The organism is Agrobacterium tumefaciens, assembly GCF_017726655.1.
GTDB lineage: Bacteria > Pseudomonadota > Alphaproteobacteria > Rhizobiales > Rhizobiaceae > Agrobacterium > Agrobacterium tumefaciens_B.
On record NZ_CP072308.1, the window covers coordinates 1538564 to 1562355 of the forward strand.

At 58.5% G+C, this 23792-nt stretch carries 24 protein-coding genes; 1 reads left to right on the forward strand and 23 read right to left on the reverse strand.

The genetic code is table 11. From position 1 onward, the window contains the following. Window positions 1–46: 46 nt before the first annotated feature. From AT6N2_RS07655 to AT6N2_RS07680, 6 genes are all read right to left on the reverse strand, one after another. On the reverse strand, window positions 47–403 hold the full coding sequence (locus AT6N2_RS07655) for a hypothetical protein (protein WP_063949736.1): 357 nt from the start codon (window positions 401–403) through the stop codon (window positions 47–49). A gap of 229 nt (window positions 404–632) precedes the next feature. Further along, a complete protein-coding gene (locus AT6N2_RS07660; protein WP_209085334.1) occupies window positions 633–1721 on the reverse strand; it encodes an ABC transporter ATP-binding protein in 1089 nt (362 codons plus the stop codon). A gap of 20 nt (window positions 1722–1741) precedes the next feature. Next, window positions 1742–3397: an alpha-glucosidase family protein gene (locus AT6N2_RS07665; protein ID WP_063949829.1), complete on the reverse strand. Its 1656-nt coding sequence runs from the start codon at window positions 3395–3397 to the stop codon at window positions 1742–1744. A gap of 36 nt (window positions 3398–3433) precedes the next feature. Then, a complete protein-coding gene (locus AT6N2_RS07670; protein WP_144575827.1) occupies window positions 3434–4594 on the reverse strand; it encodes a carbohydrate ABC transporter permease in 1161 nt (386 codons plus the stop codon). 1 nt (window position 4595) lies between these two features. Beyond that, window positions 4596–5609: a carbohydrate ABC transporter permease gene (locus tag AT6N2_RS07675; protein WP_063949733.1), complete on the reverse strand. Its 1014-nt coding sequence runs from the start codon at window positions 5607–5609 to the stop codon at window positions 4596–4598. Window positions 5610–5710: 101 nt separating this feature from the next. Next, complete coding sequence (locus tag AT6N2_RS07680) at window positions 5711–7072, reverse strand: ABC transporter substrate-binding protein (RefSeq protein ID WP_209085338.1); 1362 nt, start codon at window positions 7070–7072, stop codon at window positions 5711–5713. A gap of 277 nt (window positions 7073–7349) precedes the next feature. Here AT6N2_RS07680 and AT6N2_RS07685 point away from each other — a divergent pair, with 277 nt between their 5' ends. Then, window positions 7350–8375, forward strand: coding sequence for a LacI family DNA-binding transcriptional regulator (locus AT6N2_RS07685; RefSeq protein ID WP_063949828.1), 1026 nt, complete (start codon window positions 7350–7352; stop codon window positions 8373–8375). A gap of 195 nt (window positions 8376–8570) precedes the next feature. Here the strand turns inward: AT6N2_RS07685 and folD are convergent, their stop codons facing one another. The 17 genes from folD to AT6N2_RS07770 all read right to left on the reverse strand — a co-directional run bounded on the left by folD (window position 8571) and on the right by AT6N2_RS07770 (window position 23602). Next, on the reverse strand, window positions 8571–9470 hold the full coding sequence (folD, locus tag AT6N2_RS07690) for a bifunctional methylenetetrahydrofolate dehydrogenase/methenyltetrahydrofolate cyclohydrolase FolD (protein WP_209085345.1): 900 nt from the start codon (window positions 9468–9470) through the stop codon (window positions 8571–8573). Between the two features lie 77 nt (window positions 9471–9547). Then, window positions 9548–11311 (reverse strand): GumC family protein, encoded by a 1764-nt coding sequence (locus AT6N2_RS07695; protein WP_209085347.1) that lies wholly within the window; start codon window positions 11309–11311, stop codon window positions 9548–9550. Window positions 11312–11423: 112 nt separating this feature from the next. After that, a complete protein-coding gene (locus AT6N2_RS07700; RefSeq protein WP_209085350.1) occupies window positions 11424–12098 on the reverse strand; it encodes a WecB/TagA/CpsF family glycosyltransferase in 675 nt (224 codons plus the stop codon). 204 nt (window positions 12099–12302) lie between these two features. Then, window positions 12303–12836, reverse strand: a complete 534-nt coding sequence (locus tag AT6N2_RS07705) for a flagellar basal body-associated FliL family protein (protein ID WP_063949728.1) — start codon at window positions 12834–12836, stop codon at window positions 12303–12305. Further along, window positions 12836–13204 carry a hypothetical protein gene (locus AT6N2_RS07710; protein WP_063949727.1) on the reverse strand — a complete coding sequence of 123 codons (369 nt, stop codon included), beginning with the start codon at window positions 13202–13204 and terminating at the stop codon, window positions 12836–12838. Before AT6N2_RS07710 ends, AT6N2_RS07705 begins: the two co-directional genes overlap by 1 nt. A 29-nt stretch (window positions 13205–13233) precedes the next feature. After that, entirely contained in the window at window positions 13234–13791 is a 558-nt protein-coding gene (locus tag AT6N2_RS07715) for a rod-binding protein (protein ID WP_209085353.1), read from the reverse strand. A gap of 111 nt (window positions 13792–13902) precedes the next feature. After that, window positions 13903–14325: a hypothetical protein gene (locus AT6N2_RS07720; RefSeq protein WP_063949726.1), complete on the reverse strand. Its 423-nt coding sequence runs from the start codon at window positions 14323–14325 to the stop codon at window positions 13903–13905. A 14-nt stretch (window positions 14326–14339) separates the two neighbouring features. Beyond that, window positions 14340–15095 carry a flagellar biosynthetic protein FliR gene (gene fliR / locus AT6N2_RS07725; RefSeq protein ID WP_063949725.1) on the reverse strand — a complete coding sequence of 252 codons (756 nt, stop codon included), beginning with the start codon at window positions 15093–15095 and terminating at the stop codon, window positions 14340–14342. After that, on the reverse strand, window positions 15092–17179 hold the full coding sequence (gene flhA / locus AT6N2_RS07730; protein ID WP_063949724.1) for a flagellar biosynthesis protein FlhA: 2088 nt from the start codon (window positions 17177–17179) through the stop codon (window positions 15092–15094). Before flhA ends, fliR begins: the two co-directional genes overlap by 4 nt. A 158-nt stretch (window positions 17180–17337) precedes the next feature. After that, window positions 17338–17604 (reverse strand): flagellar biosynthesis protein FliQ, encoded by a 267-nt coding sequence (gene fliQ, locus AT6N2_RS07735; protein ID WP_003503352.1) that lies wholly within the window; start codon window positions 17602–17604, stop codon window positions 17338–17340. A 45-nt stretch (window positions 17605–17649) separates the two neighbouring features. Beyond that, on the reverse strand, window positions 17650–18123 hold the full coding sequence (gene flgD / locus AT6N2_RS07740; protein WP_144575838.1) for a flagellar hook assembly protein FlgD: 474 nt from the start codon (window positions 18121–18123) through the stop codon (window positions 17650–17652). Beyond that, complete coding sequence (gene flbT / locus AT6N2_RS07745) at window positions 18114–18563, reverse strand: flagellar biosynthesis repressor FlbT (RefSeq protein ID WP_063949722.1); 450 nt, start codon at window positions 18561–18563, stop codon at window positions 18114–18116. Before flbT ends, flgD begins: the two co-directional genes overlap by 10 nt. After that, entirely contained in the window at window positions 18560–18904 is a 345-nt protein-coding gene (flaF, locus tag AT6N2_RS07750) for a flagellar biosynthesis regulator FlaF (RefSeq protein ID WP_063949721.1), read from the reverse strand. The genes flbT and flaF overlap by 4 nt, the downstream gene beginning before the upstream one ends. 34 nt (window positions 18905–18938) lie before the next feature. After that, window positions 18939–20042: a flagellar hook-associated family protein gene (locus AT6N2_RS07755; RefSeq protein ID WP_063949720.1), complete on the reverse strand. Its 1104-nt coding sequence runs from the start codon at window positions 20040–20042 to the stop codon at window positions 18939–18941. 3 nt (window positions 20043–20045) lie between these two features. Next, entirely contained in the window at window positions 20046–21524 is a 1479-nt protein-coding gene (flgK, locus tag AT6N2_RS07760) for a flagellar hook-associated protein FlgK (protein WP_063949719.1), read from the reverse strand. A gap of 22 nt (window positions 21525–21546) precedes the next feature. Further along, the gene (locus tag AT6N2_RS07765) at window positions 21547–22824 is read right to left on the reverse strand and encodes a flagellar hook protein FlgE (protein ID WP_063949718.1); all 1278 of its coding nucleotides are present in this window, start codon (window positions 22822–22824) and stop codon (window positions 21547–21549) included. Window positions 22825–22930: 106 nt separating this feature from the next. Then, window positions 22931–23602 (reverse strand): response regulator transcription factor, encoded by a 672-nt coding sequence (locus AT6N2_RS07770; RefSeq protein ID WP_063949717.1) that lies wholly within the window; start codon window positions 23600–23602, stop codon window positions 22931–22933. Window positions 23603–23792 lie beyond the last annotated feature (190 nt).

The window sequence follows — 23792 nt, forward strand, 5'->3', positions numbered from 1 at the left end:
GAACAAGATGGGTCAGGGCGGGCTTTAAGAGCTTCGCCCTGATAACTCAGAACGACCTGATATCCAGCTTCCGGTCACGATGCGCCGGGTGCGTGCTGAAGACAAAGATGCGGTCCAGTTCCTTTTGCGTCAGCATGCGCAAGAAGCGGACGTGGATGGTGTTGTTGGCGTTGACGCGCAGCATGACGCAGCCGATCTTGCTGATGCGGGCGTCGGGAATATCGAGATAGAACTGGTTCGGCAGGTTATATTTCGTTATCAGGGCCAGCACTGCCTCGGTCTGCGAAATGCGGATGACATCGCAGCGGCGCGCCGCCATGTGCATCACAGCCTTTTCAGTATATTCGATGCGTGCGGCATTCATTGTATCTTCCATGCGAAACCGGCTTTCGCGGTCATACATGAAAGATTCTTCCTTGCTCAGGTAATGGTTCCTGATCACACCGGTACCGCTTTGCACGCCCAGACTCCATGCTCGATCAATGGAGCAAGACTAGGCCATAGTCTTTAACAATTCATATCAGCGCCGTCTTAAACAGACCGGAAGTGGGACATTCGCGGCGTTTTTCCACAGGCGAAAAACCTGAGAAAAACCCGAAACGAGTGGCGTTCCGGGGCTTCAGCCTAAATCGTCAGACGCGGTAGGTCTTGCCTTCGGCGTTGAAGAGGTGGAGTTTTTCCTGCGGCGCGGCGAAACGCAGGGTCTGGCCCTTCGCAGCCGAAACGATGCCCGGTGCCTTGACGATGATCGGCTCCTGCCCTTTCGGTGCTTCAAGATAAAGCAGGGTAACTTCGCCAAGCGCCTCGACAATCGATACTTTCCCTTCGAAGAGATAGTCTTCGCCAGTGACGATGCTCAGATCTTCCGGCCGCACGCCGAAGCTTGCGGCCTTGCCCTGTTCGCTCCCCGGCGTGGGAACGTTGACGGCGAGCGTCTTGCCGCCGGCAAGTTCGATCGATGTCCGCTCTCCGGTCCCGACGATCTTGCCAGCGATGATGTTCATGGCTGGCGAGCCGATGAATTTCGCAACGAAGAGATTGGCCGGGTTCTCATAAAGTTCGAGCGGCGCACCGACCTGCTCCACGCGCCCGGCATTCAGAACGACGATGCGGTCGGCGAGCGTCATCGCCTCCACCTGATCGTGAGTGACGTAGATCATCGTCGTATCGGCCATCTGCTCGTTGAGCTTGGCGATCTCGATGCGGGTGGCGACACGCAGCGCCGCATCGAGGTTGGACAATGGCTCGTCGAACAGGAAGACCTTCGGGTTGCGGCAGATCGCGCGGCCGATGGCAACACGCTGGCGCTGGCCGCCCGAGAGAGCCTTCGGCAGACGCTCCAGATATTGCGTCAACTGCAGGATTTCTGCAGCGGCGCGGACGCGGCGGTCGATTTCCTGCTTGTTTTCCTTGGCGATCTTCATGCCGAAGGCCATGTTGTCATAGACCGTCATATGCGGATAAAGCGCGTAGGACTGGAACACCATGGCGATGCCGCGGCGCGAAGGTGGGATCTCGTTGACGAGCTGTCCGTCAATATACATCTCGCCGCCGGTGATCTCCTCCAGACCCGCGATCATGCGCAGCAGCGTCGACTTTCCGCAGCCGGAGGGGCCGACGAAGACGATGAATTCGCCCTGTTCGATCGAAAGATCGATGCCGTGCAGCACCTTCACCTGTCCGTAGGATTTGCGGATATCCTTGAGAACGAGACTTGTCATGGGTGGTCCTCCCTGTTCTGTCAGGCGTAACGGGCGAAGAACGCGCCCCACGCCGGAAGTTCTACGTTTCTGCCTTCGAGCGCGGCCGTAAAGCCGTGGCCCTCCAGAACCTCCCAGTTCCCATCAGGCAGCGATGCCTTTGCCGGCGTCGCTGACAGATTGAAGAGGCAGAGAATGGTTTCGTTTCCGAGCGTCCTTGTGTAGCTCGACACCTCGCCCTGAACGGGCTGGAACTCGATACCACCTTTCGCGAAAGCCGGGTGCTGCCTGCGGAAAGTGAGGAAGCGACGGTAATGTTCCAGCACCGATGCCTCATTGCCCTGCTGGGCGCTGACGGCACGCTGCTTGTGCTCCGCCGGAATCGGCAACCACGTTTTGTCGGCTGTCGAGAAACCCGCCTGCGCATGGCCGGCATCCCACACCATCGGCGTGCGGCACCCATCGCGGCCCTTGAATTCCGGCCAGAACTGGATGCCGTAGGGGTCCTGCAAATCCTCGAACGCGATGTCGGCTTCGGTGAGGCCGAGTTCTTCGCCCTCATAGATGCAGACGGACCCGCGCTGTGTCATCAGCAGTGCCGAAAGGACCTTGGCGAAAGCGTCCTTGTCCTCGACATGCTCGCCCCAGCGGCTGACATGACGCACGACATCATGGTTGGAGAATGCCCAGCAGGCCCAGCCTTCCGGCGCAGCTCTCGCAAAATCCGCCTGCACATCGGCGACGCGCTGCGGGGTCAGCGCGTCGGGCGCCAAGAATTCGAAGGCGTAGCACATCTGCATCTTGTCATCGCCCGACGTATACTCACCGACGATCTCCAGACCGCGTTGGCTGTCGCCCACTTCACCGACGGCGGCGATATCCGGAAACTCGTCCAGCACCGCGCGGAAGCGCTTCAGGAAGGCAATGTTTTCCGGGCGGTTCTTGTCGTAGAGATGTTCCTGGAAGTTATAGGGATTGACCGCAGGCGCGGTGGAAGCATTGCGGCGCTCCGGGGCCAGCGCCGGGTTGTCGCGCAGCTCGAGGTCATGGAAATAGAAGTTGATGGTGTCGAGGCGGAAACCATCGACACCGCGCTTCAGCCAGAAGCGGGTGATGTTCAGCAGCTCTTCCTGCACTTCCGGGTTATGTAGATTGAGGTCCGGCTGCGAGGTCAGGAAGTTGTGCATGTAATATTGCATGCGGGTCGGATCCCACTGCCAGCCCGAACCGCCGAAGATCGACAGCCAGTTGTTGGGCGGCGTGCCATCCGGTTTGGCGTCCGACCACACGTACCAGTCCGCTTTCGGATTGTTGCGGCTGGCGCGGCTTTCCACGAACCAGGGATGCTGGTCCGAGGTATGCGACAAAACAAGGTCGATCATGACGCGGATGCCAAGGCGATGGGCCTCCGCAATCAACCCGTCGAAATCGGCCAGCGTACCGAACATCGGATCGACATCGACATAATTCGAGACGTCGTAACCGAAATCCTTCATCGGCGAGGTGAAGAAGGGCGAAATCCAGATTGCATCGGCACCCAGATTGGCGATGTGATGGAGGCGGTCGGTTATGCCCTTGAGGTCACCGATTCCGTCGCCATTGGAGTCCTGATAGGAGCGCGGATAGATCTGATAGATAACAGCGCCGCGCCACCAGTCCTTGTTGGGCGTCAAAGCGGAAGTCACCGAAGCGGTCATTGATTTGTCCTGTCTGGTATGGGCGTCCATGGTCTGTCAGCCTCCCTTGACGGAGCCAGCGAGCAAGCCACGCACGAGATAACGTTGAAGCGCGAAGAAAACGCCAAGCGGCACGACGATGGTGACGAAGGCCGAGGCGGTGAGGATTTCCCAGTTGCCGCCGCGCGAACCGAGCAGCGCATTGAGCGCACCCGTCAGCACGAGTTCGTTCTTCTGCGTTCCGAGAAAGACCATGGCGACGAGCAGGTCATTCCAGGTCCAGAGAAACTGGAAGATGGCGAAGGAAGCGAGCGCCGGGAAAGAGAGCGGCAGGATGATCTTGACGAAAATTTCGAAATCGCTTGCGCCATCGACACGGGCGCTTTCGATAATTTCCTTGGGCAGCCCGGAAATATAGTTGCGCAGCAGATAGATGGCGAGCGGCAGTCCAAAGGCGGTGTGCGCCAGCCAGATGCCGGCATAGCCTTTGGAAGAGACGCCGAAAATATTGCCGATTTCCGTGTACATGCGAAGCAGGGGAATGAGCGACATCTGCAGCGGCACGACAATCAGCCCCACCACCATCGCAATCAGCAGATTGCGGCCGGAAAAGCTCATCCACGACAGGGCATAGGCTGCAAAGGCGGCAATCAGGATCGGGATGATCGTTGCAGGCACAGCAACCGTCAGCGAATTGACGAAGGACTGGCCGATGCCCTCAGAGGTCAGGACCGTGCGGTAATTGTCGAGCGTGAAGACAGGCGGGGTGGCGACGGAAATATAGACGCGCTTGGCGCGCGAACCCTCGAAACTTGAGGCTTTGCTATATTCGTAACCGCCGTCCTCCTTGACGAGCAACGTCTCGCCATCGCCAATGTCAGCGGCTTCGCCTGCCTTGAATGCTGTCGGCTCCTGCACGCGCACGCCGAAGGCCGCGACCTTGCCGCCCTGGCCGTTTTCGAAGACATTGCCTGATATGACATAGCGGCTGCCGTCCTGCTTCTGCACGGAAGCATCGGCGAGACGAACCGCCGAGGTCTGTTCGGAACTGGAAAATGCTGTCCACCAGCCGGAAACGGTGATCTGGTCCTTGTCGCGCAACGAACTCACGAGAATGCCGAGCGTGGGCAGGAGCCAGAGAAGCACGACGATCAGAACGCTGGCATGGACGATGAGGCGCGGCAGGCCGACGCGGCGGAGACGTTTGACGATATCCATCTCAGCGGCCCTCCATCTCACGATTTGCCTGGCGGATGTTCCAGATCATGATCGGTGTGACGGCTGCCATGATCACCAGCGCGATGACAGCGCTTCTGCCGCTATCGCCGCCGCCTCGGAACATCCAGTCGAACATGAGGTTCGCGAGAACCATGGTGTTCCATTGGCCGTTGGTCATGGTCAGCACGATATCGAAGACCTTGAGCACGAGAATGGTGATCGTCGTCCAGACGACGGCGATGGTGCCCCAGATCTGCGGAACCATGATCTTCCAGAAGATTTGCCAGCCATTGGCACCATCGATGACGGCCGCCTCGATGGTTTCTTCCGGTATGCCGCGCAGCGCTGCAGACAGGATGACCATGGCAAAGCCGGTCTGGATCCAGATGAGGATGATCATCAGGAAGAAATTGTTCCAGAAAGGCATGGAAATCCACACCTGCGGATTACCGCCGAAAAACTCGACGACAGCATTGAGAAGACCGATCTGCACCTGGCCCTCGGCCCGATATTCATAGATGAACTTCCAGATGACGGAGGCGCCGACGAAGGAGATCGCCATCGGCATGAAGACGATGGATTTGGCGATGTTACCCCACCAGATGCGGTCGGTCATGACGGCAATCACAAGGCCGAAGAAGGTACAAGCGGCCGGCACGACGGCGAGCCAGAGGATATTGTTGAAGATCGACTGTCGGAATCCGGCATCGAAGAATGCCCAGCGATAATTGGCGAGGCCGACGAACTCATTGCCGGACCGGTCGTAAAACGACAGGATCAGCGTGGCGATGACGGGATAGACCAGATAGACGAGGAGCAGGACCAGCGCCGGGCCGATAAACAGCCAGGGGCGGACGGCGGCGCGGCGGTTGAGATTCCGGGATGCATGAATGACGTCTCCCGAGCGCACCGGGAAGATCACTTGGAGCGCCTTGTCCGATAACCAGTAATAGGCGGCACAGGCGAAAACGCCAGCCACCATGACGCCGATGGCAGACACGAGTTGTTGAGCCATGGTCCCTCCCTTGATCCTCTCCGCGCCGCGCTGCTTATCCAGTCGGCCGCTCATGCGGAAGAAGCCCGGCGGCGAACCACCGGGCCTCGTCTCGTCAGGTGTTATTTCAGGCCGTCCCAGGCCTTCTGGATATCGGCCGCGACCTGATCGGCGGATTTGCCGCCGACGAAATCGATCATGCCGGTCCAGAATGCACCGGCGCCGATCTTGCCCGGCATCAGGTCGGACCCGTCAAAACCGAAGGTCGTCGCCGTGGTCAGGATTTCACCCTGGCGCTTCATCTGCTCATTGGCATAGGTTTCGACATTCACGCCCTTGTACGGGGTGAGAAAGCTGGACTGTGCCATCCAGACCTCATGGGCGATCGGTGTCTGCAGGAAGTTGACGAACGCCTTTGCGGCGGGCGATTCCTTGGTGATGGTGACAAGCGTGCCCGCGCCCAGAACCGGCTTGCCGAGCTCAGGCTTGGAGGCGTAGGTCGGCATGTAGAAGAAATCAACGTCCGTCCCCACCTTGGTACCCGCCGGGAAGAAGGAGGGAACGAAGGACGCCTGATGGTGCAGATAGCACTTCGGCGGAATGTCGAAGAGGCCCTTGGGGCTGTCACGGAAATCCGTGGAGGCAACGGCTGCAACGCCACCGCTCACATATTTCTCGTTCTTGGCAATCTTGCCGAATTCATTGATCGCCGCCACAACCGCCGGATCGGTGAACTTCACCTCATTCGTCGTCCATTTCTGGTAGACGTCGAGTGGCTGCGTGCGCAGCATCAGGTCTTCCACCCAGTCGGTGGCCGGCCAGCCGGTCGCGCCGCCGGAACCGAGGCCAATGCACCAGGGCGTGCCGCCATCGGCGACGATTTGGTCGGTCAGCTTAAACAGGTCTTCCATGCTTTCGGGCACTTTATAGCCCGCTTCTTCGAAATTCTCAGGCACGTACCAGACGAGCGACTTCACATCTGCCTTGAAGGGGAAAGCGAAATAGGCCTTGTTGCCGTCCCTGCCCTTGTAGCTGCCGAGATCGACCCAGGATTTGCCCGCGCCATAATTCTCCTCGACCCATTTGGCCGTCTCGTCGCCGAGCGGCACGAGGAAGCCTTTGGCAGCCAGATCGGCCAGCAGACCCGGTTGCGGGAGAATGGCGATATTGGGTGGCGAACCAGCCTGCGTATCGATGACGATCTGCTGCTCGTAGTTTTCCGACGAGGAGTATCGAACGTTAACGCCCGTCGCATCGGCGAAATAGGCAAGTACGGTCTGGAAAAGGGCCTCGTCCTCACCGCGCCAGGGTCCGAAAATCGTCAATGTCTGACCCTTCAGGTCGGCATGGGCCGTCTTGAAGTCCTCATAGCTTTTCCAGTTGAATTTGGTGTCCTGGCCCGGCGCGAATTTCAGATCGGCAGCAAAGGCCGAACCCGACAGCAGCACGATCGAAGCAGCCGTCGCCAATAGAGTCTTCCGCATGTGATTTACCTCCCATCACATAAAAGGCTCAAAGCGCAGCTCTTCCAATCAAAGCGCTTTGGCTGCCTATTCATCTCATTGTCGCCGAGACGGAGTCAAGAGGTAGTTTGCGTCGAAGCCGCGCATATCCTTATCAATAGTCATATTAATTCAGAGAGATCGACGTCATTTTCGATTGAGAAAAGCGGAAGGGGCTGTTAAAAATCTAAAGCGCTTTGGGAATGTGAGGAGTGGCTTTTGGCTGATTCCCTGAGCGCGCATGGAGGAATTCGCAGACATGAACCTTAAACAGTTGTCGCAACTGCTGGGTATTTCGCAGACGACCATCAGCCGCGCGCTCAATGGCTACCCTGAGGTGAGTGCGGAGACCCGGCGCCGCGTCATGGAGGCAGCCGAAAAGACCGGCTACCGGCCGAATGCGGCAGCGCAGCGGCTGGCAACGGGCAAGGTGGGCTCCATCGGCCTTGTCATGCCGATCGGCGAATATCACCGTTCAGACGTGCATTTCGGCGAGTTTCTGAGCGGGCTGGGTGAAGAGGCATCGCGCAGCGGCTTCCATCTGGTCATCATGCCGACAGAACCCGAAAAAGAGCGGGACGCCCTTCGAGGGCTTGCCGCCAGCGGCAGTGTCGATGGCATCTATCTCGCTTACATGAAGAATAACGACCCGCGCATCGCCATGATGCAGTCGCTCTCCCTGCCCTTCCTCGTGCACGGTCGTTCGGTTGGCGTTGAGGAGACCTATCCCTATCTCGACGTCGACAACGAGGGCGCCTTTCGCGATGCGACTCAGCTTCTGCTACAGCTTGGTCACCAGCGGATCGGGCTGCTGAATGGCCCCGAGGGTTATGACTTCACCTTCAGGCGCTGTCTCGGCGTGGAAACGGCGCTGGCAGCCAACGGTCTCTCGCTCGATCCCGCCAACACGCGTCATAGCAGCATGACGGATGAAGAAGGGTTTCTTGGCATGGAGGCATTGCTGTCACGTCCGCAAAAGCCGACCGCCATTCTCTGCGCCAGTACAGCGCTGGCGCTCGGCGCGATCCGCTCACTCAATCAGCGGGGCCTGAAACCAGGCAAGGATATTTCGCTCATCGCTCACGACGACGTGCTGCCGCTTCTCAAGCCCGATAATTTTTCCGTTCCGCTGACCACCACGCGCTCGTCGCTGCGGGCGGCGGGGGTGCGGGTGGGTCAGCGTTTGATCAATCACATCAAGAACGACCAGAAAGACCCACATCAGGAACTCTGGAAGGCGGAACTTGTGGTGCGCGCCTCGACGGGACCGGCTCCGAGAACGTAAGTCTGGCCTCCATCCCCCCGGCCGTCATACCGGTCTTGAGCCGGTATCCAGCCAGCCCAAGTCCTTGGGCTGAAAAGAGTCGCCTCGCCGCGCAGACGCGCGTCGGCTGCATTCCGGCTCAAGGCCGGAATGACGGAAGTGAGTGGCAGCGCACAAAAATTCCTGTGCCGTATCGTTCGATTGAACGCGACAGGCTTAAAACTTTGGCGCGGTCAGACCCAGCGCGCGATAGGCAGCGATAACCGTATTCGCCATCAACATGGCAATCGTCATCGGACCGACACCGCCGGGGACAGGCGTGATCGCGGCGGCGACGGCGCTCGCCTCGTCAAAGGCGACATCGCCCACGAGCTTGGATTTGCCTTCGCCCTTTTCCGGGGCCGGTATGCGGTTGATGCCGACATCGATGACGGTCGCGCCCGGTTTCACCCAGTCTCCCTTCACCATTGCCGCACGTCCGACAGCGGCGACCAGAATATCCGCCGTCTTGCAGATGCCGGCGAGGTCCTTGGTGCGCGAATGCGCCATGGTCACGGTGGCGTTGGCATTCAGAAGCAGCTGGCCCATCGGCTTGCCGAACAGGTTGGAGCGGCCGATGACAACGGCGTTGAGACCGGAAAGATCGTCGCCATGAATGCCGCGCACCAGAAGCATGGCGCCAGCCGGCGTGCAGGAGATGAGGCCGGTGGCGAGATCGCCGGTCGCGAGCTTGCCGGCATTCAAGACGCTCAGACCATCGACGTCTTTCTCCGGCAGGATCGACTGGATGATCTCATCCGAATTGAAATGTTTCGGCAGCGGCAGCTGCACCAGAATGCCGTGGATGGAAGTATCGGCGTTCAGTTCGCCGACCAGCTTAAGTAGCTCACCTTGCGTCGTTTCTTCCGGCAGCGTGTGCTGGATGGAGTTGAAACCGCATTGCTTGGCCATCTTGCTCTTGGAGTTCACGTAGGCATGGCTTGCCGGATCATTCCCGACGATGACAACCGCGAGACCGGGCTTCACGCCCATTTCCGTCTCAAGCGCTTCCGCCGATTTGCGGACCGCCTCCGTTACCGAAGCCGCCTTCGCCTTCCCGTCAATCACAACTGCCATGCGTCCTGCTCCTGCTGGGTTACGTAGGCTCCGTATGGTGCCCCCGTCGCAGGAATGCAAGCTAAAATGCGGCGTTTTCAGGCTGTTTTGCGGTAGCCTTCACGGCGGTCGGCGTAATCGGTAAGGCACTCCTTCAGGAACGCCAATTCCCGTCGCAATTCCATCAGCTCCTCGGCTTCGGCCTGAGCATGATCGAAGTCCCCGGCGAGGGCTTCTGCCAGAAGCGGCGGCAACCCTGGTGATGCGGGATCCGCCGTTCTGACGGTTCGGTTGCCCATCAGTACCTGACGCACGCGTTCGTCCAGCGGCATATCGTCCGCGTCGTTTGCGGCCTCGCCGTAATAATCGGCAAAACTTTCCTCGTCAGCGTTCGCATCCGCTTCTGCGGGAAGAGGCTGCAGGTCGTCGAATACGGCGGGCTCGATCGGCTCGAAATCGGAAAATTGCGGCGCGGCAACGAAGGAAACTGGCTGCTCACCGGTTTCGGCAGTCGGAAGAACATCGTCTTCTTCGTCATGGCGTCGATAGCTGAGGAGATAAAGGCTGCCCAGCAGGCCGATCAAGGCCCCGCCCCCCGCGAGCATCGCAGCCTGCGTGAGGTCCCGGGACAATTCTCCCGGACCAGCTTTTGTCGTCAAGCGCGTTTCGATGGCGGGCGTTGCGGAAGCCGTCAGGTCCCGGCGTTCGCTTGCTTCCAGATAGGTATTGCGCGCCGCTTCCAGCTCATTCTGCAACCTGTAGAATTCACCGGGCGCGACACCCAGCGCATTCAGACGATCAAGATATGTCTTCTGCCCGGCGATATCTGTGGCGATCTCCTGGCTGATGCGCTTCTCGTCCGCCCGCAGCCCGTCGAGCACTTGCCGCAATGCGGGAGCCGCAAGCGCCTGCACGGCATCCACCGCGTTCTGGGCGGCGATGCGGCGGGGATGTTTCGGACCATAGTCGACAGAAACGGTGGCAAGCGCCATACTGGCGCTCGCGTGCTTTTGCCTGATATCCTCAAGTGCAGAAAAAGCCGCACCGGCGGGCAAGGGTTTGGAAAACACATCATTCGGCTTCAGAGCGGCAGCGGCCGTGAGATCGGCCTTAACCAGCTGCTGCTCGCGACCGGACCGCGCCAGCTCCTCATTCACGTCACGCAACTGCTGCTCGAGTTGCTGCACTTCCGTCAGCACCGCATCGCCATGGCGCATCTGAAAACCGTTGACGGCAGCTTCCGCCTCATCCAGTTTTTTACGTGCGTTTTCCATTATCCGCATGGCGGGCGTCATGGTGCCGGCTTTGCCATCCGCCATCACGCGCATGGAGAGATAATCCGTCAGCCGCATGGCGGTCTCAGGCGTGGCGGCCTTGGCGGTCACGACGAGCGTGTTTTCATCCGGGGTGAGCTCCAGGCGGATGGCCTCGCCCACGGCGCCGTTCAATGCCTCCCGCGGAGACACCACCCGGCCCTGACCGCCGGTCAAAAGGTCGAAAAGCAGGCCGAGCTCGCCCTGATTGCGAACGCCGACCATATCGGCTGGCGTCAGCTTCAGATCGGCGGTGACGCGCTCAAGCCCGGAGGGCGAAAGCAGGGTGCGGCGTGCCATTGCCAGAAAACGTGAGGCGTCGGGAGCATCATAGGCGGTCTGCGTTACCTCGATGCGAGCCTGCGAGACATAACCGCGAAAACCGGAATCGACGAGGAAAAGTGGAAGGGCAGCGCCAGCCATTGTTGCTGCTGCCACACAACCGGCCGTCAGGAGCCGGCGACAATGTCTGCGCCACTCAGAAGACGGCGCGGCGACAGCATCCTCGTCAGGGCGAATCGCCATCATGTCCGGATTGTCATCAACCATCTGAACTCGTCTGCCACCCTCGGCGCCGCCCGCAACGGGCGACTGTCAAAACCTTACGAGAGGTTAAAGGATCTTGGCAAACAAATGGTTAACGCGGGCGGCCCTTCAGCATTCAGCCCTTACCAAGCGCGATGTGCCAGGGCTCGGCGCAGAGGCTGTAAAGCCAGCTCATGTGGAGCTTGCGGAAAATCTCCGGCATGCCGGCGACCTCAGAGATCAGGACCTTGAACAGCGGGCCAACGGCGATCGTCAGCCGCGCATCCTCGTGGCTGACGGTGCGGTGCAGCCATGTTTCCTGTTCTTCCTTCAGCATTCCCGCCAGCAACACATCCACCTTAACACCCGTCGCATCCCGGTTCAGCATGACGAAATCGTGCCAGGGCGCGTGGGCGCGCAACCTCGCGAGAACCTCACCGACCTGCGCCCCATCGTCGCCTGCAACACCGATGCGCTTCGGCACCGCCATGTAGGTCAACAACGCCATGGTGAAGGCGACGCCGTCGATGGGGGCGGACAGAGGCTCACCCTCGTCGCGACGCGCAGCAGCCCTTGTTGCCTTGCCTTGCGGCAGAAGCATGCAGCTTTCCAGAACCTGCCGATAGGCACTGTTTTTCAGCGAAAACTTCGCCTTCTCGATTGTCAGAAAGGAGAGCATCGTATGGCCATTTGCGGCCGACGCCCTGCTGCTGACCAGCTCCAGAGCGCCATTCCAGTCGAGGTCACAGACCCGCAAGCCGTGAACAGTCCGCTGCGATACCGGTTGCGCGAAATCCGACGCGAAACTCATTGCTACCCCCAATTTCAAACCCATCGCCGCCGACGCGGCCGGATGGCCTGCGGGTCGGTGGCTAATGGGTTCGTTATAGAGGCTCGGCTTGAATTTTGCCTGAAAGCAATCGCTCGAATATCGTGGGCTGCCGCAAGAGACCGTTAACCGGACGAATGCCTTTTTTGCCGCATCGAAAGGCGGAAGGCCATCGCGCCATCGCCCTCAATGGCTCGGAGCGGCTTCTTTTGCGGCTTCTACCTTTTCGCCTTCGACGAGCTTGACCGAGCGTGGCGTGCCGTTGCCGTTCTGCTCGCGGATGTCGGCTTTCGACAGATAGTCGAGCTGCTCGATCAGCACGTCTTCGACCACCTCGTCATCAAGCTTCTTGTTTAACCCCTCACGGATGCGCTGCTTGAAGGCTTCGGGGTCGAACGTCGAGATGTTGGCGATATTGACCATGGAAGAACCGGCCAGCAGCGTGAAAAGCTCGTCGGTCATCAGCTGCGTTGCCGGCAGCTCGATCTTGGCCATCTTGGCCTTGTCGACGCGCAGCGAAATCCGGCTCAGGAAATAGCCGTTCACCCCGCCATCATTGATGACGGGAATGGTGATGCTTTCGCCTTTCACCAACTGCAGATTGGCCTTTTTCGCCTCCGCCTCATCCGGCGCGGGCGCCGACGCCAACTGGACGGAGAAATACACCGCGCCGAGCGTGACGGCGCAAACCCAGACGCCGGTGAGAAGAAGCTTCAACATCAGGAGGCGGCACCGTACATGAACTGTTCCTGCGAGTAGGTGCCGTCCGTGTCGGCTTCCTGGATCGCGTTCTTGAGCAGATCCGCGACCGCGCGGACCGCGTTGAGATGTGCTTCGACGCGGCTCGCATTGGTCGCAAGCTTGGACTTGATACCCTTCACCTGCTCCATGTAGCCGGCAGCGATTTCCTCGTGCGGCGTGTCGCGAACCAGCATCGTCAGCTCATAGAGGCAACGGCTTTTATGAGCATTGGAGACCTTAAAATCGAACCTGGGGTCCTTACCGATATTTTCATTCTCGTTGTCGATGATCATCTCAAGGCGGCCGAGAACGGATTGGATACGGTGGTCGTTCGACATAAGGTCCATGCTTGTCTCCTCGTTTGGGGTTTTCATTCTCAAGCCTCGTCCGTTTTGTCATTTGAAACGCCGAGGACCTGCCGCTCGAACTCCGCCACCATCCGAATTGCAGCATTATGGTCTTTTTCATTCATCGATACGTCGGTGATGCCTTTGCTTTCAGCCTTCCGAAGCGCATCCTTGTATGCCTGCTCCGCAATGCCGACACCGCCATTTCTGGAAATCGTGTCGGCAAACTGTTCGGCCATCATGCTCTTCCAGATTTCGCCGGCGTTACCCTTGCCGTAAACCTCTTCGCTGTCTTTCGGCAGCATGTTGGCGACGAAGGTCTGGAGAACCGAGGCCTCATATTTGCGATATGTTTCGGGGACTTCGGTGCGCGCGGAACGAATATTGGAATTGCCGAGACCAGCCTTCGAGGAGGCGCCATCCAGCATATCGACGGCGGCACCAAAGCCCTTGCCCGAATCGGCGAGGCTGGTCGCGGCAAACGCCGCCTTGTTCGCCTTCAATTTTTCTTGGGCGACCTGTACTTCCAGAGGGTCCGCCGCGCGAACCACATCCATCACCAGATCGCTTATAACCGATATCGCCACGTCCCGAACTCCCGAGCCGATGAACGTGCCGACGCAAAACGGCGCGTTCACTCAATCAAGAAACATCGCGGGCAGTGTGTTCAAGAACGCCGCGATGCAACAACGGGGAGACTATGAATCGCCAACCTTGCTGGAGGCTGGTGTTGAACGGGCAACATTCGTAATTTCTAACAAATCGTAGATCGCATTATCGTCTGCTTCGCGGTCTTCGAGATCGCGGGCGACGTGCATTCTGTCCTCGAGCCTGTCGGCCTTGGTCTTTTCCTTCAGAACCTTGTTTTCCTGAAAATGCTGGACGCCTTCAAGCTGCCGGTCCTGCACGACGAGACGGCCGTAGCGACCCTGATAATGCCGGGAAAACGTCTGGTGCACCGGCTCCAGGGAATTCATCGCTTCCAGCGTGCTTTCCATGGATTGCGCCACTTCGGTGCGTGCCCGCGTGGTGTCGGCCAGTTCGACCTCGGCCATTTTTTCCATGTGGCGCTGGACCGTCACCAGACGTTTGAGCTTGTCCGAGCGTTTGTCAGAAGCCATGGCGTTTCCCCCGATCAGAAACCGATGAAGACGGGACCGAACCCATCCACGAATTGCCGGATGAGAGCTGCGACCGAAAGGTAGAGCATGAACATGCCGCCCGCGAGAATGAAGGGCGTCGATATGAAAAAGACGGGGATTTGCGGCGCGAGCTTGTTGATGAGGCCGACGGCAACGTTGAACATCAAACCGTAGATCACAAACGGGCTCGCAAGCCGCAGCATGATGGAAAATGAAGCCCTCAGCGTGTCGGTCAGCGTGATCAGCATTTTCTGGCCGCTGATGAGCGCGCCGACAGGGGTTACATTGTACGAATCCACCAGCGCCTTAAGGACGATGTGATGGAAGTCCATCATGAAGAGAATGAGCAGGCCGCCGAAGGTGATGAAGTTGGCGATCTGGTTTTCCTGCGCATCTTCAATGGGATCGGAACCGCCGGGTGCGCTGAGACCGATCGAGGCGCCGATGAGCGCCCCCGTGAACTGGAAACCGAGGGTGTAGAAGCGCGCGATCAGGCCGTACATCGCACCAATGAGGATTTCCGTCGCTATAAGCCCGACGACGGTGCCTTGGCTCGCACCGGAGATTTTTGGGTAAATCGTGTCCCACAGCACCGGCAACAGCGCCATGGACACGGCCACGCAGAGCAGCATGCGTATCTGCGGCGAAATGCGCGAGCTTGAAAAACCCGGCATGGTCATGAAGCATGCGCCGATACGGCAGATGGCAAGGAACAATGCAATGATTGTTCCCTGCGGGTCGGTTATCATGAAATGGCGCCCAGAATCTTGATCTCCAGACCCTTGGCCAGTTCCACATGGGAGAGGACCGGCAGGGTCGCAAAGAGTCGCTCGATAATCATGCGCACATAGGACCGCGTTTCCGGCGAGGTTACAAGGACAAAGGGCAGGCCGCGGTCCATGAATTCACGGATAACTTTCGACGCTTCTTCGGAAAACTCCTCGAGATGGCGGGGATCGATGTCGAACTCGACGATTTCACCCTTCTGATCGCGCTTCAGCGCCTGATGGAAGACCATGTCCCACTTGTTGCCGAGTCGCAGCACCCGCAGCACGCCGTTGTCGGCGAGGTCGCCACAGAGCTGCTGCGACATGCGCACCCGCACATGTTCGACGATCTGCTCCGTCTTGCGCACATGCGGCGCAAGTTCGGCAACGGCTTCGAGGATGAGGTGCAGGTTGCGGATCGACACCCGCTCGGCAAGCAGCAGTTTCAGCACCGCCTGCAGGCCGGAATACGACATGTGCGACGAGCAGATTTCGTCGGCCAGCTTCTTGTATTCGGGATCCAGCCTGTCGATGAGGATTTTGACGTCCTTGTAGGACAGAAGCTGCGGCAGATTGTTGCGGATGACTTCGCTCAGATGCGTCAGCACCACGGAGACGTTGTCGATCGGATGGAAGCCTTCGCGCTTCAGATCTTCGGTGAAGGTTTCGAGGATCGAGACGGCCGGCATGCCGAAGGCGGGTTCGCGAATTTCGTCACCTGGAATGCTTGGCTTGCGCCCTGCCCCCGTGACCACGAGAACATCGCCGACACGCAGGTTGCTGGAAGCGATGGTCGTGCCGTGGACACGGATCTGGTAGGCTTTTTCCTGGATCATGATGTCGTCGGAAACCTTGATCTCCGGCACGACGAAGCCATACTGGCTCGCAAATTTCTTGCGCATCTTGCCGACGCGGAATGCCAGTTCCTGATGGGCCCCGAGGAGGCGCGTCGACACCTGCTTGCCGAGCGCCAGTTCGATCTCGGCGGTCTTGAGCACCTGTTTGACGGAATCTTTTTCCGCCTCGGTGTTCTGGAGAACCTTGTTCTCCTCTTCCTGCCGGCGAAGCGCACTTTCGGCTTCCGCCTGGCGCGGAATATACCAGCTGCCGAAAGCCATGATGCCGCCGAGGAAGATGAAGGGCAGGAACGGCAGGCCCGGAATGATGGCCAGCAGTCCCATCAGCATGGCCGAGACCATCAGGGCGCGCGGATAACCGCTCAGCTGGTTGACGACGGCCTGGTCGGTCGATCCAGCCGTACCACCGCGGGAGACAAGGAGGCCGGCTGCCAGCGAGACGATCAGGGCCGGAATTTGCGAGACGATACCGTCACCGACCGAGAGCTTGACGAAAACGTCAGCCGCTTCGCCAATCGGCATGCCGTGGCGGAAATAACCGATGATGATACCGCCGAAGACGTTAATGGCGGTGATGATAAGACCGGCGATGGCATCGCCACGCACGAATTTGGAGGCACCGTCCATCGAGCCGAAGAAGGAGCTTTCCTCTTCCAGTTCACGACGGCGGCGCTGGGCTTCCTTTTCGTCGATGATGCCGGCCGACAGGTCAGCGTCGATCGACATCTGCTTGCCGGGGATGGCGTCGAGGGTGAAGCGCGCGCCGACTTCCGCGATACGCGTCGCACCCTTGGTGATGACGATGAAGTTGACGGTGATCAGGATCAGGAAGACGATCAGACCGATCACGAAATCGCCGGACATGACGAGGCTCGAGAAGCCCGCAATCACGCCACCGGCCGCCGTTGGGCCCTCATTGCCGTGGGACAGGATGACGCGCGTCGTCGCAATATTCAGCGACAGACGGATCATCGTCGCGATCAGCAACACGGTCGGAAAGGACGAGAAATCCAGCGGCCGTTGAATCCAGAGCGCGACCATCAGGATCAGAACCGAGAGCGCGATGGAGAAGGCGAGGCCGATGTCCACCAGCATGACCGGAATGGGAAGGAAGAGGACGCAGAGGATCGCCACAATGCCCAGCGCGAATCCGATGTCGCGCGTGCTCGGACTAACCTTGGGCAGGGATATGACTGGTGGTTGCGCCATGAATTCGTCCTGTCTCTTCATGAGAAGGGCGACGGAAAAGCCGCCGCACGGTTCCGCGGCACCGGTTTTCGAAAAGCGAACGCCGTTCGGCCCGGTGCTTCAGGCCTATCCCTAGCCGCTGAAGCTTGCGCGAAGGTGGCAGCCACGGCGGCCGGGCATCAGAAGCCGGACTGGATGCGCGAAAAGACGAGATTGGAGAACAGCGATATTTGCGCACCCACGAACGGGGCCGCGACGCCAAGCACAAGCATGATCGTGACGATCTTGGGAACGAAGGTCAGCGTCATTTCCTGAACCTGGGTCAGGGCCTGAATAAAGGCAATAACGACGCCAACGATCATGGCGGCGAGAACCGCCGGACCGGCCGCGACGAGAACCGTCCAGACTGCCGCCTGCATGATATCAAGCGCATCGGCCTCGTTCATCGTCGCATCCTTGTTTCATGGAAGCGGCATCATGCCGCCTCGATATCAGGAACCGGCCGAATTGTTCGAATCGGTGGTTGTCCCTGTAGATTTAGTCGTGATCGGGCCGTTGGAGAAGACCACGCCAGCCTGTACCAGCACTTTATCACCGGCTTCGGTGACCGCGACGATACCATCGGAATAGACCTGCACTTCCTTGACCACGCCGGTAACATTGTCGTCAGCGCTCTTAACGGTCTTGCCAACCAGGTCGGAGGCGCGCGTCAGGGCTTCCGCCTGCAGCATGCTCTTCAGATGCGTGTTGGTCTTGATCGTCTGCTCGACCTGCGAGAAGCTTGCGAGCTGCGACATCTGCTGGCCCGCATCCATCGGGCTGGTCGGGTCCTGGTTCTTCATCTGTGCGATGAGGAGCTTCAGGAAGCTGTCATAGTTCAGCGAGGCCGCATTCTTGTCGCTGCTGCTGGCACCGGCATTCGCCCAGGGGTTTGCCGCTGCCGCATTGACTGCATCTACCGCCATGGTGCGATCTCCTTGCGAATCTGTTCGATGGTTGCCGGGGTCATTTCCTGATTGTTGAGGATTTTCTCCTCGATCGGGTAGAGACCGCGAATGGCTTTGAGCGCTTCGAAAGCCTTGCCGGATGCCACAAGCCCGTCGATCCGCTTCAGTTCCGCCAGAACCTCGTCATGCTGGAAGCAGTTCAGCAGCATGCTGACCGACTTGCGGAACATATTGGTGGATTGGTCGCGCCCTTCCGGGTTGATGAGGATCATCTGCGCGATGAAATAAAGCTGCCGAAGCGGCGTGGTCGCCTGCTCGGGCTGAAGCACGTGGTTTTCGAGCAGAAACGTGACATCGTTCAGGAATTCAAGCGCGACCTTGCGATCGACGCGCAGAACTGCGCCGTTGATGAAGATCTTTTCGCCCGATTTCAGCGAAATCCGAAGTGTACTTTTCATTTCAGTCCATCCCTGATGATGGTTGTCACGTCAATTATGCCCTGGAAATTCGTCGACTGACGTTTCCGGATCAGTTCGCACTCTTTCAAAATCCAGATCGCGATGGAGATCAGATTGGCTCTGAGTTCGATTGCAAGCTGATTGTCCGGCTGCTTAAGATCCTCAATGAAGCGGATCCAGACCCGTCGAGTGTAAAAAAGTGCTTCGATCGTCGGTCGCTGGGAGGAGGAGTCCCTCGCCTCCACCAGAAGTTCGATCGATTTGGTCAACGCCTGCCGCTCGCGATCTTTTGCGTTGGCGACACCATCCTCCATGATTTCGGCGTAGGAAAACTGGTACATTCATGTATCCTTTATCTGCCGCCACCCCTGTTCATCAGAGGTAGTTCACCAGACTCATTTTTTGCAGACGCGACGTGAGGCTGTATGCGATTTCAATTTGCTGCTGCAGCAGATCGAGACGGGTCTTCGCCTCGTAGGTATCGATCCCCTCGATATCCAAGAGATGCGTTTCGATGATCTTCTTCTGCGCCTCCAGCGATTCATTGGCTTTCGAGACACGGCTTTCGGAAAGGCCGAGCTGGCTCTGCTGCTGGTTCAGCCCGTTGATGGCCGAGCCGATATTCGTTACCGACTTCATCGCGACCATTTCGCGGATACCGCTGTCGACTTTCGGATCGAGGAAAGTCATCGACGTCATTGCGGTCAGTGCGAAATAGCGCATGCCCTGCGAATTGCTGTTGGTGGATGTTTCGACGATCTCGTTCTGGCTGATACGACTCGTCATGTTGGTGTCGCTCGCCTTCGAGCCGAATGTCGTCCAGAAATCATAGTTCTGGCCGGCCGTCAGGCTGGTGTGCGGCGGGTTTGTGACCGTCGTCGTGCCTTTGAAGACGCCTTCGATATGCGTCATGAAGCCTTCGACCTGCGTTTTCGACAGGCTGGCGAAATCGCCGACCGGTGGCGTCTGCGCCGCCATATAGGCATTCAGTTCCGTTTCATAGGCTGCCTTCAGCGGAGATCCGGGTGCAAAATAGTCGTCAACCGGCTTCACATCCGTATTGATGCCGGAAAACAGATATTCACCGTTGACAGCCGTATTGGCGAAGCTGGTGAAGTTGTTGAAGGCATTCGAGATCGTCTGGGCAACCGTCGTCAGCGTCGGCGCTTCACTGCTCGTATTGGGGACGAGAACCTTCTGGATCTCCTGCGCAGCTTTCGCCATGCCATCCAGCGCGGTCTGCGAGGATTTGAGGCGCTGCGTCGCAATCGAGTTGACGCTGACCAGCGAGGAAATGCGGTCGACATCACGGTTGAGATCGAGGCTGCGGGCCGTATTTGCGCCCAGCGTCAGGCCGAGATCGGCATGCTTGCCCGTCGTCAGCTCGGTGTTGAGACCGGTCATCTCAACCTGAGCCTTAAGGATGGTGCTGCGCATGCTGTTCTGCATTGCCAGCGATGAAATGAATGACGTTTTCATCGTTTACCTCACCATGTCCATCAGCGACTTGAGCATTTCGTCGACTGTGGTCACGAGTTTCGTGGCGGCCTTGTAGGATTGCTCGATGTCCATGAGCAGCGAGAGCTCCTCATCCAGGCTGACCGCCGTATTGTTCGAGTAGGAGGTGGCGGAGCGCTCGTAAAGCGCGCTTTTTGCTTCGTTTGCCGAAGTTGCGCCGGAACGCTCCTGCTCCAGCCACCCCATCGAGTTGGTGCCGTATTTCAGGATGCTGGTATTCGTATCGATACGTGTCGACGCGGCAAAATTCATGGGCGCGTCGAAAGCAGTGACATAGCTGCGGATCAGCGTGGAGAAACCGGTTCCACCCGACGTTGCTGTATTGATCACATAATCGGTACCGTTGATGCCGCCGTCACGCAACAATTCCGGATTTCCACCTTTGGAGATAATTAACGCCGGGTTGACGGTAATGCTGGCTGCGAGCCCGGGAGAGACAATTCCGTCTGCCGGAATGGTCGTCGCCAGAGGCGAGCCATAGGTGAAGAGGCCGGGCATGTTCGGCAGGCCGCTCGTCGCATCCGCAGGCTTTTCGGCGAACATGGTGATGAGACCGCGGGCGATTTCGTCAAGCTGGCTCTGCATGGTCGGCGCCAGATCGTCACGGACCTGCATCAGGCCCTGAAGCGAGCCGGCGGCCGTGGTGTTGGCACCGGTGGCGGCTTTGAGCGCAACGCCATCGACGTAAATGGCATTGCCGGTGGTCGTCGCGTCGTAGCCCGGCTGGACGTTGAACGTCACCTTGCGCGGCACGATTTCGAACAGCGTCGCCCCATCGGTCGTGTAAAGCGCCACATCATTGTTGGGCCGGTTCACGACATTGATGCCGATGATCGAGGAAATGTCCTTGAGGAGCGTCTCGCGCTGGTCGAGAGCGTCGCTTGGGTCGCCGCCGATCGCGGTCTGTGCCTTGACCTCGTTATTGGCTTCCTCGAATTTTGCGAGCAAACCGTTCAGCTTGTCGACCTGAAGGGCCATTTCCTTATCGGCGCGCAGACGCATCGCCTGCAATTCGCTTGAGGCCTTGTTCAGGGAGCTGGCGACATCCGTCGCGGAGGTGACGGCCGTTGCGGCCAAAGCGGCATCACTCGGCTTCGCGGCATAACCGTCGAGGCTTTTGAGCAATTCCTTCATGTAGTTGGCTGGCGAACTCTCGTAATTGTTGCCGCCGAAAATGCTCTTCATCTCCTCCAGGCCGCTCAGCACGGCGCTCTGCCCGGTAGCGAGAGAGGAACTGGAAATCGTCTGCCTGAGAAGACTTTCATTCTGGGCACGACCGTTGGAGACGATACTCGCTCCAGCCATGGTCGTGCCGAGAATGGCGGTACGCTTGACGTAGTTCGCATTACCGACATTGGCAATGTTTTTCGAAGTAACGTCGGTCTGCTTACCTGTGTTATTGAAAATCGACTGCGCAGTATTCATTGCTGACGTGAGCGACATTCATCTGTCCCCGTAGGAATTACTATCTCTTCAGATTGATCAGGACGTCCATCAAATCCGATCCGGTCTGGAAGACCTTCGAATTCGCTGTGTAGATGCGCTGGGATTCAATCATGTCGGTGAGTTCGCTGGCGATATCGACGTTCGAGCCTTCGAGCGCGCCCTTCTGGATGTAGCCGAAGCTACCCGTCTGGGCAAAACCGATGGTGACGACACCCGACTCGTTGCTCGGCAGATAGACGTTGCCGTTCTGCGGGCTCAGATTGTCGACGCTCGGCACGGTTGCCAGCGCCAGCTGGTAGATGTTGCGGCGACCGCCATCCTGATAGACCGCCGTCACGACACCGTCCTTACCGATTTCGACGTCCTTGATCTGACTCGGACCGTTGCCGTTCAGAACAGCCGTGCCGGGGGTGAACTTCGCCGAAAACTGCGTCATCTGCGACAGGTCGATATTGATCGCCTGCGGCACACCGCTCACCTGATCGTTGATGACGATCGATTTCGGAGACGCGGTGGTCAGCTTATTGGTGACAGGATCGAATTCCAGATCCACCTTTGTCTGGACAAGGTTAGCGGCAGGCGTTGCCGTATAGGGGAAGCCGCCATTCGTCGACTGATCCTGACGATAAACCGCTACTTCCCAGGTGTTGTCGCCTGTCTTGGTATAGTAGAAATCGTAAAGCACCTTTGCGCCGCCGCTGTCGAATGCCGTCAACGACGTCTTGTTGCCGAATGCCGCAGTCGCAGTGTTGCCGCTTGGAAGCGGTGCCGTTGCGGCCTTGTCATCGCGATTAAGATTGGCCGGGAAGCTGCCCTGCGTGGAGGGCGATGCCGTCAGGCCGAAATTGTTGACGTTGATGGCTTCAAGACCCGTGAAACCGTTGACGACGGCAGCAGGGGGGTTGGAACCGTAGGGGTAACCCATCAGCTGGAAGCCCGCAGCGTTTTCCAGGTAGCCTTCCGAGTTCTTCTGGAAGGAGCCGGCGCGCGTCAGATAAGGCGTGCCCGATCCATCCTGGACCACGAAGAAGCCGTTGCCCTGAATGGCAAGGTCCGTGCTCGACGTGGTGTAGGAGAGGTTGCCTTGCTCCGAAATGCTGTAGCGAACGTTGGACTGCACACCGCCGGAAGCGTAGCTGCCCGACGAGGAGGGCAGAACGAGCGAGGAGAACGACGTCGATGCGCGCTTGTAGCCGGTGGTGCTTGCGTTGGCGATGTTGTCGCCCACGGTGCCCAGCTTGTTCGCCTGTGCATTCATGCCGGACACGCCGGTTCGCATAGTGCCGAAAATACTCATTCAAAAACCCTCGTGGTCATCTTTCAAGGAGAAGGTAAAGCGTTTGGCTTGCGTGAAGCTGTCTGAAATACCGCGTTTGAAAAAGGACCACGCGGGTCAATGAAAATCATTGCCAATCAATGCTGTAGCCGAGGAAGCGCTTGGAATCGACCGGATCGTAGCCGAGTTTCTTGCGCAGCTTCTTGCGAAGCTTGCTGATGTGGCTTTCCACGACGTTTTCTTCGACGTCGTCATCGAAGATGCCGTAGATGGCATTGAAAATCTGCGCCTTGGAAACGCGGCGTCCGCGATTGGCGATCAAATATTCAAGGATGCGGCGCTCGCGGCGCGGCAGGGGAAAAACTTCGCCGCCGACTTCCGGGTCACGTCCATCGGAGAAGACCCGGATCGGTCCGGCGTCGGTGAAATTCGAGATAACCTGCAGCCGGCGGCGGATAGCCGCCGCACGTGCGAGGATTTCACGGGGGTGGACAGGCTTGCGCACGACATCGTCGACGCCGCTGTCGAATAATGCGAGCGTCGCCTCCAGCGATGGCTGGTCGCTCACCGCAATCACCGGTGCCGTCGTGCGATCCCTGATCGCCTTCGGCAATGAGAAGCTCCGGTCGCCCTGGCCGATTAGGAAGGCTTCCACAGCTGCCAAATCGCTTTCCGCCGCCGTCGTGACCCATTCCCCGAATTCGACCGGATCAAACCCGGTCGAGGGAATGCCCTCACGCCCAAATAGAGATGTATAGCCGTCTTTAACGAGCTCGCGCTCATCAACCACTACGATCATTCGTCCGCCTCCGAATCAGTGTGGTGTTTTCCAATGAGGCATTGGTACGAATCGGCGGATTCCGTCACAACTGTAGGAAATCATCGATAGTTATTAATAATTGATTAACTATTATGTGCCGATTTGATCTACATATAGTGGTTGTTAACCATATATGGTACAAAATTTTTGTGCAAAAATTTTCGAAAAT

What these genes read in the sequence shown, in the direction of transcription:
- flbT (WP_063949722.1), bottom strand. Translation starts at nt 18,563, where the DNA reads ATGAAAAGTACACTTCGGATTTCGCTGAAATCGGGCGAAAAGATCTTC.
- AT6N2_RS07655 (WP_063949736.1), bottom strand. Translation starts at nt 403, where the DNA reads ATGTATGACCGCGAAAGCCGGTTTCGCATGGAAGATACAATGAATGCC.
- flhA (WP_063949724.1), bottom strand. Translation starts at nt 17,179, where the DNA reads ATGGCGCAACCACCAGTCATATCCCTGCCCAAGGTTAGTCCGAGCACG.
- AT6N2_RS07765 (WP_063949718.1), bottom strand. Translation starts at nt 22,824, where the DNA reads ATGAGTATTTTCGGCACTATGCGAACCGGCGTGTCCGGCATGAATGCA.
- AT6N2_RS07665 (WP_063949829.1), bottom strand. Translation starts at nt 3,397, where the DNA reads ATGACCGCTTCGGTGACTTCCGCTTTGACGCCCAACAAGGACTGGTGG.
- flgK (WP_063949719.1), bottom strand. Translation starts at nt 21,524, where the DNA reads ATGTCGCTCACGTCAGCAATGAATACTGCGCAGTCGATTTTCAATAAC.
- fliQ (WP_003503352.1), bottom strand. Translation starts at nt 17,604, where the DNA reads ATGAACGAGGCCGATGCGCTTGATATCATGCAGGCGGCAGTCTGGACG.
- AT6N2_RS07675 (WP_063949733.1), bottom strand. Translation starts at nt 5,609, where the DNA reads ATGGCTCAACAACTCGTGTCTGCCATCGGCGTCATGGTGGCTGGCGTT.
- folD (WP_209085345.1), bottom strand. Translation starts at nt 9,470, where the DNA reads ATGGCAGTTGTGATTGACGGGAAGGCGAAGGCGGCTTCGGTAACGGAG.
- AT6N2_RS07720 (WP_063949726.1), bottom strand. Translation starts at nt 14,325, where the DNA reads ATGGCTTCTGACAAACGCTCGGACAAGCTCAAACGTCTGGTGACGGTC.
- AT6N2_RS07660 (WP_209085334.1), bottom strand. Translation starts at nt 1,721, where the DNA reads ATGACAAGTCTCGTTCTCAAGGATATCCGCAAATCCTACGGACAGGTG.
- flaF (WP_063949721.1), bottom strand. Translation starts at nt 18,904, where the DNA reads ATGTACCAGTTTTCCTACGCCGAAATCATGGAGGATGGTGTCGCCAAC.
- flgD (WP_144575838.1), bottom strand. Translation starts at nt 18,123, where the DNA reads ATGGCGGTAGATGCAGTCAATGCGGCAGCGGCAAACCCCTGGGCGAAT.
- fliR (WP_063949725.1), bottom strand. Translation starts at nt 15,095, where the DNA reads ATGATAACCGACCCGCAGGGAACAATCATTGCATTGTTCCTTGCCATC.
- AT6N2_RS07685 (WP_063949828.1), top strand. Translation starts at nt 7,350, where the DNA reads ATGAACCTTAAACAGTTGTCGCAACTGCTGGGTATTTCGCAGACGACC.
- AT6N2_RS07770 (WP_063949717.1), bottom strand. Translation starts at nt 23,602, where the DNA reads ATGATCGTAGTGGTTGATGAGCGCGAGCTCGTTAAAGACGGCTATACA.
- AT6N2_RS07705 (WP_063949728.1), bottom strand. Translation starts at nt 12,836, where the DNA reads ATGTTGAAGCTTCTTCTCACCGGCGTCTGGGTTTGCGCCGTCACGCTC.
- AT6N2_RS07670 (WP_144575827.1), bottom strand. Translation starts at nt 4,594, where the DNA reads ATGGATATCGTCAAACGTCTCCGCCGCGTCGGCCTGCCGCGCCTCATC.
- AT6N2_RS07700 (WP_209085350.1), bottom strand. Translation starts at nt 12,098, where the DNA reads ATGAGTTTCGCGTCGGATTTCGCGCAACCGGTATCGCAGCGGACTGTT.
- AT6N2_RS07695 (WP_209085347.1), bottom strand. Translation starts at nt 11,311, where the DNA reads ATGGTTGATGACAATCCGGACATGATGGCGATTCGCCCTGACGAGGAT.
- AT6N2_RS07755 (WP_063949720.1), bottom strand. Translation starts at nt 20,042, where the DNA reads ATGAAAACGTCATTCATTTCATCGCTGGCAATGCAGAACAGCATGCGC.
- AT6N2_RS07680 (WP_209085338.1), bottom strand. Translation starts at nt 7,072, where the DNA reads ATGCGGAAGACTCTATTGGCGACGGCTGCTTCGATCGTGCTGCTGTCG.
- AT6N2_RS07710 (WP_063949727.1), bottom strand. Translation starts at nt 13,204, where the DNA reads ATGGACCTTATGTCGAACGACCACCGTATCCAATCCGTTCTCGGCCGC.